The following is a 17,698-nucleotide window of genomic DNA, read 5'->3' as shown; positions in this document are numbered from 1 at the left end:
ATATTTCTAAATGTTTTCTCGAGCCAAAATCTTCCAAACTTTTGTAGTTCTGAAATGCCACCTGTCTATGTTTATAAAACGATTCTCTGGGCTTATCACTTCATTCACTGAAATTCCTTTTAGAGAATTTGGAATCAAATAACCGAAAAGTGGGGAGTAGAGAAATACAGCAGGTAATACATCCTGTATTTCTTCCTCAACACTATTATATAACTCTTTCCTCTCCACAATGTCAACCCCCCTTGCTTTTTCAAGGAGATCATCCACCACAAGATTAACATATGCAGGGATATTAAGCCCAGGATCGTTTATCTGTGAGGAGTGCCAGAAATGGAACAAATCAAACCCGTGTGACAACCCATACCCAAACAACGCCGCCTCAAAATCTCTGGGTCTTATGTTTTCCTCTATAAATTTATCACGAGATTTTGTAAATATATCAACCTCACCGCCAATTTTTTCAAACGCAAGACTGACTTTGGTTGCGACTGAAATCTGTTCGGGTGTGTCTATTGTGATTAGGTCAAAAGAAAGTTCGTGGTCGTCTTTCTCAAGTACACCTTCTTCATTTTCACTCCATCCTCGCTCTTTCAGAAACTCAAGAGCATCATCCAACTCACTCTCACCACTCTTTGAATTTTTTGTTGGCGGAATCGGTCCTGTGGCGCTTTCTGCGATACCAAACAAAACATCATCAATAATTTCTTCTCTCGGAACTGTTGCATTAAGTGCATATCTTACATTTTCATCTGCAACAACTGCCGATCTATTTCTGTTAAAAAAGATACCAAATATCCTCAAAGAATTTGCGGTATAGAAATCATACGCATCATTTTTTTCTGCAAGGTCTCTTAAAAACGCATTACGATTCTGAAGAGATACAGAAGTTACATCTCCGCGGTTTATCGCCTGAAACAATTCATCTTCACTATCATGTAGCGCAAACTCAAGTGTTTTTATGTATGGTTCGCCCAACACATTACCACTAAAAGCCCTCAATACATATTTTCTCGCCCTTTCGTCACCAAAGGTCTCAATATCTTCAATGAGATATGGACCTGAACCAATAGGTCTTAAATTCTGTTCGTGAAATATGATGTCGCTATATGTTTCTGTTCCTTCCGACCACAGATGGCTTGGCAACACACCAACAGTTGTATTGTAAATAAAAGGGGAATACGGCTGTTGCAGAGTAAATATCACTTTATCTTTTGATGGCGCAAACACAGAAACACCCTGCCAAGTTATCGCAAGGGGACTCCTTACATCAGAATCTTGAATTGCTTCTATCGTGTAAAGCACATCATTTGAGGTCACTTTTGTCCCATCGTGGAATATCGCATCATCTCTTATCTTAAATTCATAGTTTATACCGTCATCCGAAACAGTCCATGACTCCGCAAGGTTGGGGACAATTTTCCCATTATCTCCCAGCCTTGTAAGACCAGAGAAAATAACCGAAGCTATATCTTTATCAGTTTGAGTTCGCGCAATGACAGGGTTTATAAACCGAACATTTCCAACAAGACCCTCAACAATAACCCCGCCATCCTGCGGGACAACAACCGTCAAATCTGTATTGTTTGAGAATAGATAAGAAAGCGGTATTACGATTATAAGCAATACAAGAACTATTTTTAATTTGAAATCCATGTTCTATTAGATAGATGCACCCATCTATACGAAAATAGGAACAACAACCGTAGCGATGAACAAAATTGCAACGATTATCGTTATATAAAACAAAAACTTATCAAAACCTCTTCGTGTCTGATGTCCCGTGCTTGTTGTATCACCACCACCAAACGCACCACCAACACCCGCCTCTGATTTTTGGAATATAATCAGGACTATCAGTAGGAACGAAAGTATTATCTGTATGTAAGGCAACGCCTCAATCAACCATTCAAACATAATTTATTAAATAGATTATATCACAGCTTATGAAATTGTGGCAATTGCTTATCGGCAACCCCCATACCCCATTGTCACCACCACCGCTTTGCCTCACTTGACATAAATCTGAGTTTAATAATATAATGCCTTTTAATTAAAGCAATTTTTATATGGATAAAAACAAAGTAATACCCCTATATGACAGGGTTTTGATTAAAAAGCGCGAATTAAATGAGGTTTCAAAAGCAGGAATCATACTTCCTGAGATGGCAAAAGGTGACTCTACAAATATAGGAGAAATTATTGCCGTTGGAGAAGGAAGAAAAGATGAAAAAGGCAACCTCCAAAAAATAAGCGTAAAAGAAGGTCAGACCGTTGTTTTCAGTTGGGGCGACAAAATAGAGTTAGACAGAGAAGAATACTTCATAGTAAATGAGAATAACATTTTAGCAATTATAAACAATTAATTTAACAAAACAAAAATTATGGCAAAAGATATAGCATTTCACGAAAACGCGAGAAAGAAAATAAAAAAGGGAATAGACAAAGCTGTTAAATCAGTCGCAGTAACCATCGGACCGCGAGGCAGAAATGTCGCACTTGAAAAAAGTTATGGCGGACCAACCATAACAAATGACGGTGTTTCAATAGCAAAAGAAATCTCTTTCAAAGATCCGTTTGAAAATATGGGCGCAGAGATGGTAAAAGAAGTCGCAAGCAAAACAAACGACCTCGCAGGTGACGGAACAACAACATCAGTCATCCTTTTTGACGCCCTTGTGTCAGAAGGTATGAAATACACAACACTTGGAGTGGATGCTATGAGTGTTCGCAGAGGAATGGAAAACGCGATGAAAGATGTCATAGCAAAACTCAAAGAAAACGCAAGAGAAATAAAAGGGCAGGAAGAAATAGAGCAAGTCGCAACAGTTTCTGCAGAATCTGAGGAAATAGGAAAAATAATAGCCGAAACAATCCAAAAAGTCGGTAAAGACGGAGTTGTTACCGTTGAAGAGTCCCAATCTTTCGGCATTGAATATGATGTAGTAGAGGGGATGGAGTTTGACAGAGGGTATGTCTCGCCATATATGATTACAAACCCAGAGAGAATGGAAGCGGAATACAAAGATGTCGCAATTTTGATAACAGACAAAAAAATATCAGGGATAAAAGAAATCCTACCTTTTCTTGAGAAAGTCGTTCAGGGCGGAACAAAAGACATAGTTATAATGGCTGATGAGATAGAAGGAGAAGCGCTTACAACATTCGTGTTAAACCGACTTCGCGGAACATTTAATGTCCTCGCCATAAAAGCCCCAGGGTATGGCGACCGAAAGAAAGAAATGCTCTCCGACATTGCAACCGTTGTTGGCGCGACTGTCATATCAGATGAAACAGGTCATACATTTGAAAACGCAGACCAAAGCGTTCTTGGTCGTGCAAGCCGCGTGATTTCCAAAAAAGAAAAAACAGTTATCGTTGGTGGCAAAGAACAGGAGAGCGCGATTGAAGAAAGAGTAAAACAAATAAAAACACAAAGAGAGCAAGCGACCTCAACTTATGAAAGAGATAAATTTGATGAAAGGATTGCGAAACTCACAGGCGGTGTTGCCGTGATAAAAGTCGGAGCCGCAACAGAAACAGAAATGAAATATCTGAAATTAAAAATTGAAGATGCGGTAAACGCGACAAAAGCAGCGATTGAAGAGGGAATAGTCCCAGGAGGAGGTTCTGCACTTGCCCACATAGCGAGCACATTAAAACCAGATTCCAAAGTTGAAAATATCGGTGAAAAGTCAGGTTATGGAATAGTCATAGGGGCTCTTTCATCTCCGCTCAAACAAATCGTTTCAAATGTCGGCAAAGAAGGCGACGAAGACGGCTCCGTTGTCGCAAGCAAAATACAGGACGGAAAAGAAACCTCTGGATACGATGCGAACAACGACAAAATTGTTGACGACATGATAAAAGCGGGAATAATAGATCCAGTCAAAGTAACACGAAGCGCCCTCCAGCACGCCGTATCCACAGCATCACTATTCCTAACCACAGAAACAGCAATCGTAGACATACCTGAAGATAAAAAGGACGGACCACAAGCGCCAGGAGGAATGGGCGGTATGGGTGGCATGGGCTTCTAAACTTGACAAAAATTTGATATTTTTATATATTAATAAACAGTGCAGATGAAAGTCTGTATTGTTCCTAAGGGGTTATTTATTAACCTCGAAGTGTTTTCTAAATGGTTATCATGGATGGAGGTACCAACTATGTCCGAAAAACCAAGTTTGATAAATCCCAAAGCAACCCCGAAAGACCTTGTAGAGATTTTGAGGGGAGATGTTCCGGTTAGCGTTAATTGGGACGAAGTGATTCGTCACAAAAACGCGACAGAGAAAGTCTTAATGGTTGCCCTCGGTCTCATTCATCTTGATGATGAAGAGGGGTTTGATGCTTGTTTGCGTGGCGACGAAAAAGAGTGTCTTAGGGAAATCGTCAGAAACCCAAACAGGACACCCTTTATTCTTCTGTCAGTAGCCAAGCGTCATCTCGGGCTTCGGGTGATACTGGACTGCTTTCACGAGATTGAGGTCGTGCCAGATGGGCTGTTTCGTTACTTGTACGGACTTATGGGCAAAGGGAAAAAAGTCTGTGAGGTAATTGTAAGGCACCCACAATGTCCGCGTAGCATTGTCAAAGGAGTGCTAAAGAAAATGAACAGCGATGATGGCAAGCTCTACTTTGGCAAGGGAATCGTGATGTCAATTGCTGCTCGCAAGGACTTGACGGCGTCGATGTATAGGGATCTCTTTGAAGGCAAATTTTTCGCCCATGCCACCAAGGACCGGGATGTGCTTGAGAGATTCATTGGAATCCTTGCACGCAACCACGCAACCCCACCTGGTGTTTTGTCAAAGGCTCTCACTTTGTACTTGAAGGTAACCAATCTCAGTTACCAGTTCTTTGTAGGACCTATTCGTCCCTTTTGGGAAAATCCGAATCTATCTTCCAAAGACTTGGAGAGGGCTTTTGAGGCAGCACGCAAATCTGGAGGCTGTTTTCGTTTCTCAGATGTTGAAGAGATTGCTCGCCACCCAAACTTTCCAGAATCCCTGTGTGAAAGGTTCGAGACTGCGTTCGTAAATAGAGAGAAGAAATTCGCGAAAGCAGCTTGAAGCCTTGTGTTTCCGGCGGTTCGGTACTACCCAGTACCGAACCGCCTTTCTATTTATTAACGCGAACAGCTCCGCTGTTCGCTTGACCGCAACTCATAAATTCGTTGCGGTCGGACTCATACCTCTACAACCTATCATTTGCGCTTAGTCGCTTGACGCAACTCGCAATCGCTCACTCCGTTCGCTTCTATTTTATTATCGCTCGTGGCTTCGCCACTCGCTTGACTTGCCTCGCAGGCTCGGCAAGGTCAAGTTTCACGCCCTCCAAATCCCCACTTTACATTATTCGTAATTTTATGTTAAAATAACCATATATGATTTATTTGATAATAATAGGAGCGATATTAGTTCTATTAGTTTTGTTTGTAATAGTCCTTTACAACCGATTTGTTCGTCTAACCAACAGAGTAAAAGAGGGTTGGGCAGACATTGAAACACAACTAAAAAGACGATACGACCTCATACCAAACCTTATAAACACCGTAAAAGGTTACGCAAAGCACGAGAAAGAAACCTTTGCACAGGTTACAGAAATGCGAACAAACGCGATAAACCAACATGGCACCCCTGCAAAACAGGGACTTGCGGAGAACATGCTAAGTGGTGCTCTAAAATCACTTTTCGCGGTTGCTGAAAATTATCCTGACCTAAAAGCAAATACAAACTTCTTGGAGCTTCAAAAAGAATTGACCGACACAGAAAACAAAATTCAAGCAGCACGAAGATTCTACAACACAGTTGTCCTTGATCTAAACAACGCTTGCCAAACCTTCCCATCAAACATCGTTGCAGGTATTTTTGGATTCAAGCAGAAAGAATTCTTTGAACTTGACGAAGCAGAGCGAGATGCGGCAGAAAAACCAGTTGGCGTATCTTTTTAATTAAAAGATAAACCATAGAAAAAATGGCGTCATTATACACCCACAGAGATTCCAACAAAAGGAAGACATTTTTCTTAATGTCGTTTTTCTTTGTTCTTGTAATTGCTTTTGCGTGGGGAATAGGTTGGTATCTTGAGGCAAGCTGGATTCTGTATCTTGCCGTTATTTTTGCGATAGGAGTTAATTTTTTTGCTTACTGGAACTCTCACAAAATCGCACTTGCACTCACAGGCGCAAAAGAAATAACAAGAAAGGAATACTTTGACCTTTGGAATGCAGTAGAAAATCTTTCAATTACAGCAGGACTTCCGATGCCAAAAGTTTATATAATAAAAGACAGATCACCCAACGCCTTTGCGACAGGGCGCGACCCCGAACATGGAGTTATCGTGGTTACAGAAGGGCTACTTGAAATTTTAAACAAAACAGAATTGGAAGGCGTAATCGCACATGAATTGTCCCACATAGGGAACAGAGATATACTCGTCTCAACAGTCACGGTGATCCTTGCGGGCATCATTGCGATTGTCGCTGACATTGCGCTTCGTCTTATGATTTATGGAGGAAAAGGTAACAGCAAAGGCAACACAGTTATTTTTGTAATCGCAATTGCAGGAGCAATACTCATCCCCATCGCAGCGACTATGATAAGAATGTCCGTTTCAAGAAAAAGGGAATACCTCGCAGACACAACTGGCGCACTTTTAACAAGATACCCAAAAGGACTTGCTGATGCACTTGAGAAAATAAAAAATAACTCACGAAGAATGGAAAAAGCAAACCACGCAACAGCCCACCTTTTTATAAACGACCCGTTTAGCGAACCTCCAAAACAAAAACTCCACCCAGAACGATCCTTTTTTATGAAACTCTTTGCGACACACCCACCGATAGACGAGAGAATAAAAATCTTGAGAAACAAAGCCCCAAGAGAATAAAGGGCAAGAAGGGTAAGGGTTGTTTTAAGACAATTAAGACAAAGAGCTGACTATTATTACAATCTCCCCCTTCACCTTGTCTTTGTTTTCTGTGAAATAGTCAAGAACTTCCTGCGCGTTGCCCCTAACAAATGACTCATATATCTTAGTCATCTCCCTCGCAACGATAACCTCTCTTGTCTTTGGCAGATACTCACAAAGGGAAGTCAACGCCTTTATCAACCTATGTGGCGACTCATAAAAAACAATCGTCTCTTCATTCTTTGCGACATTCTTAAAAAAAGTCATCCGTCCTTTCTTGTGTGGTGGGAAACCAAGAAAAGTAAAAGAAGAAGACGGCGCACCAGAAGCCGAAAGGGCAGACACAACAGCAGACGCACCTGGGATGACACGAACGACATCAGGATCTTTTAGAAAATTAACAATACCGCGAACAAACTTCACACCAGGGTCTGAAATAGCAGGCGTTCCAGCATCAGAAACAAGCGCGACATTCATCCCCTTTGAAATCATATCTGCCGCCTTGAATATTATCTTCTCATTGCTATGCGTGTGATAAGCAAAACATTTTGTCTTTATCCCGTAGTGTGAGAGCAACTTTCTTGTGACCCTTGTGTCCTCGCAAAAAATAGCATCCACCATTTTTAACATCTCAATGGCGCGAAAAGATATATCCGAAAGATTGCCTATCGGCGTTCCTATTACATAAAGTTTACCCAACATAATTTATTTTTATCATTGCCTCTTATATATAGCATATAATAATAGTAATGAATATAGAAACCAAAGGACAAGTATTCACCCCAAACGGCATAGTCCAGCAGATGCTCTCGCTCAGGAAGAGAAAGGGGCGTATCCTTGAGCCAAGCGCTGGGAACGGCGCTTTCTCAAGTGGGCTGAAAAATTGTGTAGCAATAGAAAAAGATAAAAATATCGCCACACCAAGCGCCACAGCCCGCGACTTTTTTGATTATTCACCCTCAGAAAAATTTGGCACAATAATCGGCAATCCGCCATATGTCAGACACAACGACATAGAAAACGACACAAAAAAGAAACTTGACTACAAACTTTTTGACAAGCGAACCAACCTTTATCTTTTTTTCATAGAAAAATGCTTAAAACACCTGAAAAAAAATGGTGAGTTGATATTTATAACACCGCGAGAGTTCATAAACCTGACATCAGCAAGACATCTGAACAACCTTATGTTTCAGCAGGGAACAATAACACACTTTATAGATCTTGGAGACAAAAAAGTTTTTGATAGCGTATGCCCAAATGTCGCCATATGGCGATTTGAAAAAGACAACTTCTCAAGGCAGACAAACAAAAATCAGTTTTTCAATTGCATAAACGGAAAAATCACATTCACAAAAAACAAAAACCTACGACTACTCAGCGACATCTTTGATGTCAAAGTTGGCGCTGTAAGTGGCGCAGACACCATTTTTACAAACAAACAAGGCAACGCCGAATTTGTGTGTTCAAAAACATCAGAAACAAATCAGACAAGAAAAATGATATACAACATAAGACACACAGAGCTTTTTAAGCACAAAAACATTTTAATCAAAAGAAAAATCAAAAAATTCAACGAGAACAATTGGTGGAAATGGGGAAGAGACCATCACAAAAGCGACAGCCCGCGGATATATGTAAATTGCAAAACAAGAAACAAAAACCCATTTTTCACACACAAGACAAAAAACTATGACGGCTCAGTTTTAGCCCTCTTTCCCAAAAAACAAATAAACATAAACAAAGCAATCCAAGAATTAAACAAAACAAACTGGCAGGAACAGGGATTCATCTGTGGAGGACGATTTATATTCTCCCAAAGATCTCTCTCAAACGCCATTTTGGATATGGACTTCTAGTCACCCCGTGATACAATTAAATATATGAAAACATCAACAATATTTTATATTATAGGTTTTGTGATACTGGCAATAATTCTTTTTTTCATAACAATATTCATCTTAGTATTTAGAGATATCTCCGACCCTGCAAATTATGAAATGATAGATAGAACTGACAAAGAAATAGAAGAAGTAGGAGAGGTTATCATTGCAAACCCTCTTGTTGAAAGGGCAATTGAGATAGAAACAGAAAAAGAATGTCTTGATGAAGGCGGAAAATGGACATGGCTCAACGCCTTCTTTATGGGATGTGTTTTAAGTTATGAAGACGGTGGCAAAGAGTGTAGTGAAAACTCTGAGTGTAGCAGTGGCAGTTGCATCGCCAAAAACTTTAGAGATCAAAAGAGTGGAAAGGGAATATGCAAAACCACAACCAGTAATCAAGGTTGCCAAGGACTCATAGATTCTGATGTCATTGAGTGCCTATATGACGACATCCTATACAGATGTACCGAGGACTCAACAGAAAGAGAATGCACAGAACTTCAGTAAGTATCCTCTAAAAAGAAAATGTTCTGTGATGTTCGTTTGTGTGTCCCACACTTCCAATTCCAACACTCACACCCTCAAGCGCTTCACCACCCAATGAAACCGGAGTAAAGTAAATCGTTCTCTCCAACTCTGGAACAATAACACCATCTTTTGAAAAAATGCGGGGCAGGGAATTAATGTAGGACATATAATACTCTCCATCTGACTTCTCAAACACAACCAAAAGAGCAGAATTGCCTCTTAACCTAAACTCTAAATCAGTATCCACGCCTCTTTCATTGGCATCCTCTTGAAATTTGTGACGGGACACTGAATTGTCATCAACAAACGCATTTTGCAAAACTTCAGCATCAATCAAGAAATTAACTTTTGGTCTCTTAGAAAAACCGACCACCGCAAACCTTTCAATATCTTCTATCCCCTCATCTGCAATACTCAGAACATAATGTCCCTTAGCAGATGTGGATGAGTTGCCGAAAGCAAAATAAATCAAAACCAAAACAACGACAACAATAACAACCCTCAAAAAATTATTCATACCAATATCATACCACACCCCACTTTTTTAGCAAGGGCACAGAAAGGACAGCAAAATAATGAATTAAGCACTTTTTCACAAGAGGTTAATTTTTAAATACACTATCTATAACTTGTTTCAAGATATTATACCCAATTTTTCTTGTAGAATTATGATTATGGATGTTAGATATAGAGTCGTTTCATTGTTTTCAGGATGTGGAGGTTTAGATTTGGGTGTTTTAGGTGGCTTCACGTCTTTGGGGAAAAAATATCAAAAACATAAATTTGATATTGTATGGGCAAATGATTTTGATAAAAATGCTTGTGACACTTTTCGGAAAAATATTGGGAGCCATATTGTGTGTGGAGATATAGTTGAACTTTTGAAAGACAAGAAAGAGTTTTTGAAACTTAAGGATATTGATGTTGTAATAGGTGGTTTTCCTTGCCAAGATTTTAGTGTTGCTGGCAAAAGGATGGGAGCAAAAACAAAGAGGGGAAAATTATATAAAAGTTTTGTTAAAGCTGTGGATTTATTGCAACCTAAAATTTTTCTTGCGGAAAATGTAAAAGGTCTATTGTCAATAGGAAACGGTATGTTTATGGAAAAAATTAAAAATGATTTTAAAAGTGTTGGGTATAATGTGGAACACAAACTCTTTCGTGTTGCTGATTTTGGTGTCCCACAAAAAAGAGAGAGGGTACTTATGATTGGAGTTCGTGGTGGATTAGACAACTTTGTTTTTCCAAAACCCTCAGTAAAAAATTGGATTCCAGTTGGTCAAGTAATAGCAGATTTGGAGTATGTGCCAGAGGGTCTCGTCCATAATCACTTTTGGAGCAAGGCAAGGAAAAATAAAGGACAAGGCAACATCTCTATCAATAAAAATGACATTGCACCGACTATGCGAGCAGAACATCATGGCAATATAGAATATCATTGGAATAAAAAAAGAAGGTTGTCTGCGAGAGAGGTGGCGCGCATTCAGTCGTTTCCTGATGATTTCATCTTTCTTAATTCAACATCTCAAGCATATAGACAAATTGGGAATGCTGTTCCTCCTGTGATGGGCTGGTATATAGCGATGGCAATAGAAAAGTTTTTGTCAAAGTCTTCATGATTTATACAGAGAAAAAAGACACTAATGAGAATGACTTTATTTCCTTGCTTGAAAGCACAAAAATTGCTCTTTTAGAACGCTTTTTAAAGGTTGCAAGTTGTCAACCTTTAGATTTTGAAAGGATTGTTTATGAAACAATGTGCTCGATTGCCAAAGACACTAGTTTTCAGGACTCTATTAAACAAACGGAAAAACTTGAGTTCCCCGATATCTTGGCAAAAGAGTATTTTGGTGTCGAAGTAAAGATGACAAAGAAAAATACATGGTTATCGAGAGGAAATAGTATATTTGAAACATCGCGAGTGAAAGAGGTTAAACGAATTTATATTTTGTTTGGGAAATTTGGCGGTAAATTTGATGTTCGGTATGGTCCTTATCAAGATTGCATGTCGTCAATTAAAGTGACACATTCTCCAAGATATGTTGTTAATATGGATTTGCCTCAAGATGAATCAATTTTTGAAAAGATGGGAATCAACTATAATAACTTTAGAGAAAGTGATAAAAAGATTCAGTTAGTCAAGGAGTATTACAAGGGACAACTAAAAGATGGTGAAGAATTGTGGTGGATAGATGATGAGAAAGAAGAAACACATATTTCTCCAGTTATTCATCCATTTCAAAATCTTGATGAAGAAGAGAAAGAGAGATTTGTTATTGACGCAATGATTTTATTTCCAGAGATGTTTGGGAAAAGTTCACTAAAGTTTGAGAGAGCGGCAATTTACCTGATTGCAAAGCATAATGCTGTTTGCCCTAATTTGAGAGATATTTTTACGGCTGGTGGGCAGAGAGAGATTGAGGTAGGGGGATTGGTTCATTTAGTTCCACAAATTTATGAAAAATTATTTGAGAGAGCGTCGTTGATTAGAAAGAGAATTTTTGAAATAAAAGAAGACAAACTTTTGTATTATTGGCGTCTTAAAAGAATTGAAGGTGATAGGCTATCTCAATGGAAAAAGTTATTAAGAAAAGAAGGATTGCCAAAATCTTTTGAAATTAAAGACAGAACAAAAAATATTTCTGCTGCTGATTTTTTTGAAAGTGGGATATCAAAAAACATTGACGATTAGTATATAAAACCACCACATTAATACCCAACAAGCAAGATGCCCTTTAGTGGCAAATCTAATCTACTTGAGGAATACAAAGTATCTAGGAATTTTTTTATTTCTTCAAAATCTTTTTGATTTCTATAAAAATTTCTTACACCTAAAATCAAAAAATCTACATCTTGCATAACACAAGCTTGGAATATATCTTTTAAAAACTGATTATTTGTCAATGCTCTTCCTGCCTCTATTTCCATAACAATTTTTTTAGAGAAATTGATTGCGTCAGCATGAAAAGATTTTTCTGGATTGTTATTTCTTCCATATAAAACTGGCACAACTATTTTTTCCTCAGATTTTTTACCTCTCTCAACCCGATATCCCAAACTTTCTAAATCTTTGCTCAGCACTTTCAAAACCTCATTGCTTTTCAGATCTTTATTATTAGATGATATTTGTCCATGATTTTTAATAAAACACTCAATAGTTTTCTTTAACATCCCATTCTCATTTATCTTTTTATCTCTTGGGTAGTATTGATATTGTAATTCCATATCCAAATTATACCAAAAGTCCTCGCTAACTGCGGAGAGAGTGGGATTTTTCATCTGCAGGGCAGATGAAACTGTTTTCTAAACTCGCTTCGCTCGTTAAGAAAAAAGCACCGAACCTATAGCCCTAACGGGCTCGCTCGTTTCACTCGCTTCTATTTATTAACGCGAACGGCTTTGCCGTTCGCTTGACGCAACTCATAAATTCGTTGCGATCAGACTCACGCCCTCCAACCTGCCGATTTCGTTTCCATGCTTGCTCGCAGGCTCGCAAAGGTCAAGTTTCACGCCTTCCAATCTATTTTGTTCGTTGTGCGCAAAGCACATCTTTATTTTGTATGCGGAGAGAGTGGGATTCGAACCCACGGTGCGATTGCTCGCACGCCCGCACTCCAAGCGGGTGCCTTCGTCCACTCAGCCATCTCTCCGTATCGTATTCTACCAAATATATTTTACTTTCGCCCCTCACACCGCCATCACCATCACCATCACACCGCCATCACCATCGCACCATCACCACCCACTCTTCTGCATCTTCACCCCCAACCTTTCTGCCTCCTCGTGTTCTTACTCTTTCGCGCCACCATCACACCGCCACCCTCACGCCACACCATCGCACCATCACCCCCCAACACAACCCACTTGACCGACACAAAAAAATCAATCAAAATATAATACAATGCTTAAAGGCAAAAACAACACAATGGAAGACCGTGACGGATGGATATGGTTTGATGGAAAGTTTGTTCCTTGGCGAGATGCAAAAACCCATGTCTTAACACACACACTGCATTACGGGATGGGTGTGTTTGAGGGTCTTCGCGCCTATGACACAGAAAAGGGCTCAGCCATATTTCGCCTTAAAGATCACACAAAGCGGTTGTTCAACTCGGCAAAAATAGTAGGAATTAAAATCCCTTTCACCGAGGAAGAATTAATCGTAGCGCAGAAAGAATCAGTTAAAAAGAACAACCTCAAAACTGCCTATATAAGACCAATGGTTTTCTATGGGGCAGAGAGCATGGGTCTTCACGCAAATAATCTAAAAGTTCATTGTATTGTCGCGGCATGGTCTTGGGGTTCTTATCTCGGCGAGGAGAATATAAAGCGGGGCATAAAATTAAAGACCTCATCTTTTCCACGATTTCATCCCAAGGCGGAGATGTGCGGTGCCAAAACAAACGGATGCTACATCAATTCCATAATCGCATTGCAAGAGGCTCTTGATGCGGGTTGTGATGAGGCACTGATGCTTGACATTGATGGACATGTCGCAGAGGGCAGTGGAGAAAATATTTTTATAGTATCAAAAGGCGCTCTATACACGCCACATCCCACCGCAGCGCTTAACGGAATTACCAGACAGACAATAATTAAGTTTGCTGAAGATGAGAAAATATCAGTCGCTGAGAAAAAGATCACTCTTGAAGATGTGAAAAAAGCAGACGAAGTATTTTTGACAGGCACCGCCGCTGAGGTAACACCTGTTCGTGAGATTGATGGTTGCAAAATAGGGAGTGGTTCGCGAGGACCCATCACACAAAAACTCCAGAACATTTATTTTGATGTGGTGACAGGCAAGAACGACTCTTACTCTGATTGGCTGAGCGTCGTATAATATAATAAGGTGTTTGACAGGAGAAAATATATTATTAAAATGAAAGCAGGATTGTAAAAATCCAAACATGCACTTTTTAGAGGAAAGAAGTCAAAGATGGAGGTGAAAAATGGGGAACGAGATGGGTGGCAAAAACTCGGTGGGGAATGTCCTCAGTGTCAATTTTTCCGACAAGAGAGGAAAAACCAACAACACCACCAACACCGCGACGGCACACGACTTTATGAGGGATGAACGACAAAGGGCAAGACGCGAAGGCGACCTTGTCGTCCTACCTTAAATTGCTGTTCATAGCCCGCTGGAATTCTCCCTCCAGTGGGCTATAATTTTTCAAACAAACCAACTATTCAACAAGCACTTCAACACTCTGAACGCCAGAGGAAAATGATGCAACCGTGTATAGAGGAAAAGTTATAACAACAACTTTCACACCATCTTGTCCTCTTTTTATATTCCATGTCTCAAAATCATCAAAAGACTGGTATCTGTCCAATCCCTCTTCCAAAAATTCTCCTCCGACACCCTCTCTGCTTTCAAGCTCTACCCTTATCTCATTTTTCACCTCATCAAAAGGTCTTTTAATGATTGATGACAAAGACACATCATCGCCATTAACGACATTATACGACTCAAAGTATGTATTCCCATGCGCACCCCCTGTGTATTCGTAGTTGGAAACACGGACACTATGCCCATTTTCCAAGCCATCAAACAACTCTATATCAGATGAGAAAATAAATGGAAGCAAACCACTGTCAGGGAATTCTTCCATCAACTCCTTTTCATTTTCAAGAACAACAAGTTCGCTTTTTCTTATAGATCTCAAAATCCTCTTTCTCAAGTCTCTAGGCAGGGAGTCCAGTTCTTTTTCATATTCAGCAAGCAGTGTTCCATACTTGTATGAGTCACCCATATCCTTATCGCCGACCTCTTTCTTGTTGTAAAATGAAAATACAACAGCAAGAACGATTAAAATTATTATTACCAATAATATCTTATTCATACTTTAATTATAATTCTCGCTGGGATATCCTGTCAATATGTCAATATTATCAATATTATTATGAATCATATAGTGATTTTAGATAACATAAGAAGCGTGTTTAATGTCGGCTCAATCTTCCGTTCCTCAGAGGGTGCAGGTGTTAAAAAGATATATCTATGCGGCATAACCCCAACCCCGCTTGACAGGTTCGGTGCAGAAAGGGAAGACATAAACAAAACAGCACTCGGAACACAGAAACAACTTGAATGGGAGTATTTTGAAAAAACAGAAGATGCGATAAAAAAATTAAAAGACACACACAAGGTAGTCAGCGTTGAACAAACAAAACAAGCAATGTCTCACAAAGACTTCAAGTGTGAAGAATACACCGCATTCGTGTTTGGTAGCGAGGTTGATGGTGTGTCAAAAAACATACTTTCAGAAAGCGATGCGATAATACAGATAAAAATGAAAGGAAAGAAAGAATCCCTAAATGTCGCTTCTGTCGCAGGGATAATACTCTTCCATTTCACTGATTAAAAATCTGTATTATCGCATCATCACCACACTTGCATTTTGGGACTAAAGGTGATAGTTTCAATATATCTATTAAACTTAATTATAATAACAAAAACCAAACTATGAGCAACGATTCTATACTAAACCAAAAGCAAAAAGATCTTTGCGACCAAAAGAAGTGGGACTTTTCAGATTTGAAAGCAGTTTTTATAAACTGCACTTTGAAAAAGTCGCCAGGTGTTTCAAACACAGAGGGCTTGATGAATGTGTCAAAAGCAATCCTTGAAAAAAACAACATAAAAGTCAAAACATACAGAGCGATAGATCACGACATTGCCTTCGGTGTTTATCCAGATATGACAGAGCATGGATACGACAAAGATGATTGGCCTGCGATTTACAAAGATGTTGAAGAAGCAGATATTTTGGTTATCGGCTCACCGATTTGGCTTGGTGAAAAATCTTCCATCTGCAATCAGATAATTGAACGGCTCTACGCAACATCAAGCGTCCTTAACAAAGAAGGTCAATACGCATACTACGGAAAAGTTGGAGGCTGTATAATTACCGGAAATGAGGACGGCGTAAAACACTGCGCTATGAATATTTTGTATTCACTGCAACATCTTGGTTTTGTCATCCCCCCACAGGCAGATGCCGGTTGGATTGGTGAAGCAGGTCCTGGTCCTTCTTACCTTGACCCAGAAGAGGGAGGTCTGAAAAATGACTTCACAAACCGAAACACGACCTTTATGACATGGAACTTGATACACCTTGCAAGAATGCTCAAAGACAAGGGCGGAGTTCCAGCACACGGAAACCAAAGGTCAAAGTGGGATGCAGGATGTAGGTTTGATTTTGAAAACCCAGACTATCGTTAATTCCAAAAACAAAAGCCCGTTTGATGTTTCCTAAACGGGCTTTTAAGTGTATACTTTATTACCACACAAAGTCGGCGTAGCTCAGTTGGTTAGAGCGTGGGACTCATAAACCCAAGGTCGGTGGTTCGATTCCACCCGTCGGCACTCCTTATTTATTATCGCTCGGCGGTTTCACCGCCTCGCTTGACGCAACTCATAAATTCGTTGCGATCAGACTCATACCTCTACAAACCATCACTTTTGCTTGGTTGCTTGACAAAAATACTTATATGACCTATAATTAATAGCGGGATGGTCTTTGACGACCTCCAACTCACCACGCAGTTGGAGACAATTGCGGACCGATTTTTCAAAATAGGAGGAAGTGTTATGAATATCACAATAGAAGGTGTGGGCGCGAAAGACCTTTGCTCGATTGTAGATAATCACATTGACTATGTGAACGGTCGTAGAAAAAGGGTGCTGGCAAGTGATGGCTCTTCTGTGTATGGCGATGGAGCCAGAAAGGCAGGTGCAGTGTTAGACAAAGCAGACGAGCATCTGAGAAATGGAAATCTTGGTTTGGCAATCAAGGCATCTCTTCGGGCAGATGGCTTGGTAACCGACTCGGAGAAAATGAGGTCAGAGCTCAATGCCTACGTCGTGTAAGACCAAGTTGGGGCAGACAAAGATGTCTGCCCCTTTCCTTGTCCAACTTCCTCTCACCCCTTGCTTGACAAATCAAAGAGTTTATAGTACCATTATAGAAGATGGCAATATTGCCAATGAACTTTTTCAACAGGAGGAAACGGAGAAATGACCAATCAGCAGAGAGCGGTGGCTTTGAGCGATCTTAAGGGATTGCTGGGATTCGGAATTTCCGAAGACCAAAAGAAAATGGTTCGGGGTATAATCGGTGTGATCTGTCAGAAGGGTTCTTTCAAAGGCGGTATGAAGAAGCTTCGCGAAACCGTCTACAATTTGAAGAGGGGTGCAGGCATGATACACTTTATGTCTATAGCAGCCAAGTGGCATCCCGAGCTCCAACTCCCGACCCAACAGCCGACCCACCAATCCTGGATGTCCAGGCTCTGGAGCAATTTCAGGAATTGGTTGTCCTCCTTCTTGCCGAGAAAGCAGATGGTCCACAAGACCTGAAGCAGAAGGG

The 17,698-nt window shown here is 40.0% G+C and carries 20 protein-coding genes and 2 tRNA genes; 15 read left to right on the top strand and 7 right to left on the bottom strand.

Features of this window, described 5'->3' with window-relative positions:
- Nucleotides 1-6: 6 nt before the first annotated feature.
- Both OXU73_01175 and secG read right to left on the bottom strand, forming a co-directional pair.
- A complete protein-coding gene (locus OXU73_01175) occupies nucleotides 7-1,653 on the bottom strand; it encodes an ABC transporter substrate-binding protein (GenBank protein MDD9867927.1) in 1,647 nt (548 codons plus the stop codon).
- A 24-nt stretch (nucleotides 1,654-1,677) separates the two neighbouring features.
- Nucleotides 1,678-1,914, bottom strand: coding sequence for a preprotein translocase subunit SecG (secG, locus tag OXU73_01170; GenBank protein ID MDD9867926.1), 237 nt, complete (start codon nucleotides 1,912-1,914; stop codon nucleotides 1,678-1,680).
- A gap of 152 nt (nucleotides 1,915-2,066) precedes the next feature.
- On the opposite strand from secG, the gene OXU73_01165 reads away from it, so the two are divergent.
- The 5 genes from OXU73_01165 to OXU73_01145 all read left to right on the top strand — a co-directional run bounded on the left by OXU73_01165 (nucleotide 2,067) and on the right by OXU73_01145 (nucleotide 6,891).
- Complete coding sequence (locus OXU73_01165; GenBank protein ID MDD9867925.1) at nucleotides 2,067-2,363, top strand: co-chaperone GroES; 297 nt, start codon at nucleotides 2,067-2,069, stop codon at nucleotides 2,361-2,363.
- Nucleotides 2,364-2,381: 18 nt separating this feature from the next.
- Nucleotides 2,382-4,037 carry a chaperonin GroEL gene (groL, locus tag OXU73_01160; GenBank protein MDD9867924.1) on the top strand — a complete coding sequence of 552 codons (1,656 nt, stop codon included), beginning with the start codon at nucleotides 2,382-2,384 and terminating at the stop codon, nucleotides 4,035-4,037.
- A gap of 114 nt (nucleotides 4,038-4,151) precedes the next feature.
- On the top strand, nucleotides 4,152-5,072 hold the full coding sequence (locus tag OXU73_01155; protein ID MDD9867923.1) for a hypothetical protein: 921 nt from the start codon (nucleotides 4,152-4,154) through the stop codon (nucleotides 5,070-5,072).
- 314 nt (nucleotides 5,073-5,386) lie between these two features.
- The gene (locus OXU73_01150) at nucleotides 5,387-5,953 is read left to right on the top strand and encodes a LemA family protein (protein MDD9867922.1); all 567 of its coding nucleotides are present in this window, start codon (nucleotides 5,387-5,389) and stop codon (nucleotides 5,951-5,953) included.
- Between the two features lie 23 nt (nucleotides 5,954-5,976).
- Entirely contained in the window at nucleotides 5,977-6,891 is a 915-nt protein-coding gene (locus OXU73_01145) for a M48 family metallopeptidase (protein MDD9867921.1), read from the top strand.
- 33 nt (nucleotides 6,892-6,924) lie between these two features.
- On the opposite strand, the gene rsmI is transcribed toward OXU73_01145, so the two are convergent.
- Nucleotides 6,925-7,614 carry a 16S rRNA (cytidine(1402)-2'-O)-methyltransferase gene (gene rsmI / locus OXU73_01140; GenBank protein ID MDD9867920.1) on the bottom strand — a complete coding sequence of 230 codons (690 nt, stop codon included), beginning with the start codon at nucleotides 7,612-7,614 and terminating at the stop codon, nucleotides 6,925-6,927.
- A 47-nt stretch (nucleotides 7,615-7,661) separates the two neighbouring features.
- On the opposite strand from rsmI, the gene OXU73_01135 reads away from it, so the two are divergent.
- The gene (locus OXU73_01135) at nucleotides 7,662-8,771 is read left to right on the top strand and encodes a class I SAM-dependent methyltransferase (protein MDD9867919.1); all 1,110 of its coding nucleotides are present in this window, start codon (nucleotides 7,662-7,664) and stop codon (nucleotides 8,769-8,771) included.
- A 24-nt stretch (nucleotides 8,772-8,795) separates the two neighbouring features.
- Nucleotides 8,796-9,305, top strand: coding sequence for a hypothetical protein (locus tag OXU73_01130; GenBank protein MDD9867918.1), 510 nt, complete (start codon nucleotides 8,796-8,798; stop codon nucleotides 9,303-9,305).
- 7 nt (nucleotides 9,306-9,312) lie between these two features.
- Here OXU73_01130 and OXU73_01125 read toward each other — a convergent pair whose 3' ends face one another.
- Entirely contained in the window at nucleotides 9,313-9,843 is a 531-nt protein-coding gene (locus tag OXU73_01125; GenBank protein ID MDD9867917.1) for a hypothetical protein, read from the bottom strand.
- A 157-nt stretch (nucleotides 9,844-10,000) separates the two neighbouring features.
- Between OXU73_01125 and OXU73_01120 the strand changes: the two genes are divergently transcribed.
- Together OXU73_01120 and OXU73_01115 are read left to right on the top strand one after the other, a co-directional pair.
- A complete protein-coding gene (locus tag OXU73_01120; GenBank protein MDD9867916.1) occupies nucleotides 10,001-10,945 on the top strand; it encodes a DNA cytosine methyltransferase in 945 nt (314 codons plus the stop codon).
- Entirely contained in the window at nucleotides 10,942-12,018 is a 1,077-nt protein-coding gene (locus OXU73_01115; GenBank protein ID MDD9867915.1) for a hypothetical protein, read from the top strand. Before OXU73_01120 ends, OXU73_01115 begins: the two co-directional genes overlap by 4 nt.
- Nucleotides 12,019-12,035: 17 nt before the next feature.
- Here the strand turns inward: OXU73_01115 and OXU73_01110 are convergent, their stop codons facing one another.
- On the bottom strand, nucleotides 12,036-12,551 hold the full coding sequence (locus OXU73_01110; protein ID MDD9867914.1) for a hypothetical protein: 516 nt from the start codon (nucleotides 12,549-12,551) through the stop codon (nucleotides 12,036-12,038).
- Nucleotides 12,552-12,889: 338 nt separating this feature from the next.
- Nucleotides 12,890-12,976, bottom strand: a tRNA-Ser gene (locus OXU73_01105).
- Between the two features lie 251 nt (nucleotides 12,977-13,227).
- Here OXU73_01105 and OXU73_01100 point away from each other — a divergent pair.
- The gene (locus OXU73_01100; protein ID MDD9867913.1) at nucleotides 13,228-14,166 is read left to right on the top strand and encodes a branched-chain amino acid transaminase; all 939 of its coding nucleotides are present in this window, start codon (nucleotides 13,228-13,230) and stop codon (nucleotides 14,164-14,166) included.
- 343 nt (nucleotides 14,167-14,509) lie between these two features.
- On the opposite strand, the gene OXU73_01095 is transcribed toward OXU73_01100, so the two are convergent.
- On the bottom strand, nucleotides 14,510-15,169 hold the full coding sequence (locus OXU73_01095; protein MDD9867912.1) for a hypothetical protein: 660 nt from the start codon (nucleotides 15,167-15,169) through the stop codon (nucleotides 14,510-14,512).
- A 60-nt stretch (nucleotides 15,170-15,229) separates the two neighbouring features.
- Here OXU73_01095 and OXU73_01090 point away from each other — a divergent pair, with 60 nt between their 5' ends.
- The 5 genes from OXU73_01090 (at nucleotide 15,230) to OXU73_01070 (ending at nucleotide 17,688) form a co-directional block, all read left to right on the top strand.
- On the top strand, nucleotides 15,230-15,691 hold the full coding sequence (locus OXU73_01090; GenBank protein ID MDD9867911.1) for a TrmH family RNA methyltransferase: 462 nt from the start codon (nucleotides 15,230-15,232) through the stop codon (nucleotides 15,689-15,691).
- A 101-nt stretch (nucleotides 15,692-15,792) separates the two neighbouring features.
- Nucleotides 15,793-16,551, top strand: a complete 759-nt coding sequence (locus tag OXU73_01085; GenBank protein MDD9867910.1) for a flavodoxin family protein — start codon at nucleotides 15,793-15,795, stop codon at nucleotides 16,549-16,551.
- A gap of 70 nt (nucleotides 16,552-16,621) precedes the next feature.
- A tRNA-Met gene (locus OXU73_01080) sits at nucleotides 16,622-16,695 on the top strand.
- Between the two features lie 147 nt (nucleotides 16,696-16,842).
- Entirely contained in the window at nucleotides 16,843-17,199 is a 357-nt protein-coding gene (locus OXU73_01075; protein MDD9867909.1) for a hypothetical protein, read from the top strand.
- Nucleotides 17,200-17,346: 147 nt separating this feature from the next.
- Entirely contained in the window at nucleotides 17,347-17,688 is a 342-nt protein-coding gene (locus tag OXU73_01070; protein ID MDD9867908.1) for a hypothetical protein, read from the top strand.
- Nucleotides 17,689-17,698: the final 10 nt, after the last annotated feature.

Source organism: Candidatus Campbellbacteria bacterium, assembly GCA_028817035.1.
Lineage (GTDB): Bacteria > Patescibacteriota > Minisyncoccia > Phycocordibacterales > JABAAK01 > JAPPQH01.
This window is presented reverse-complemented; position numbering and strand designations above follow the sequence as displayed.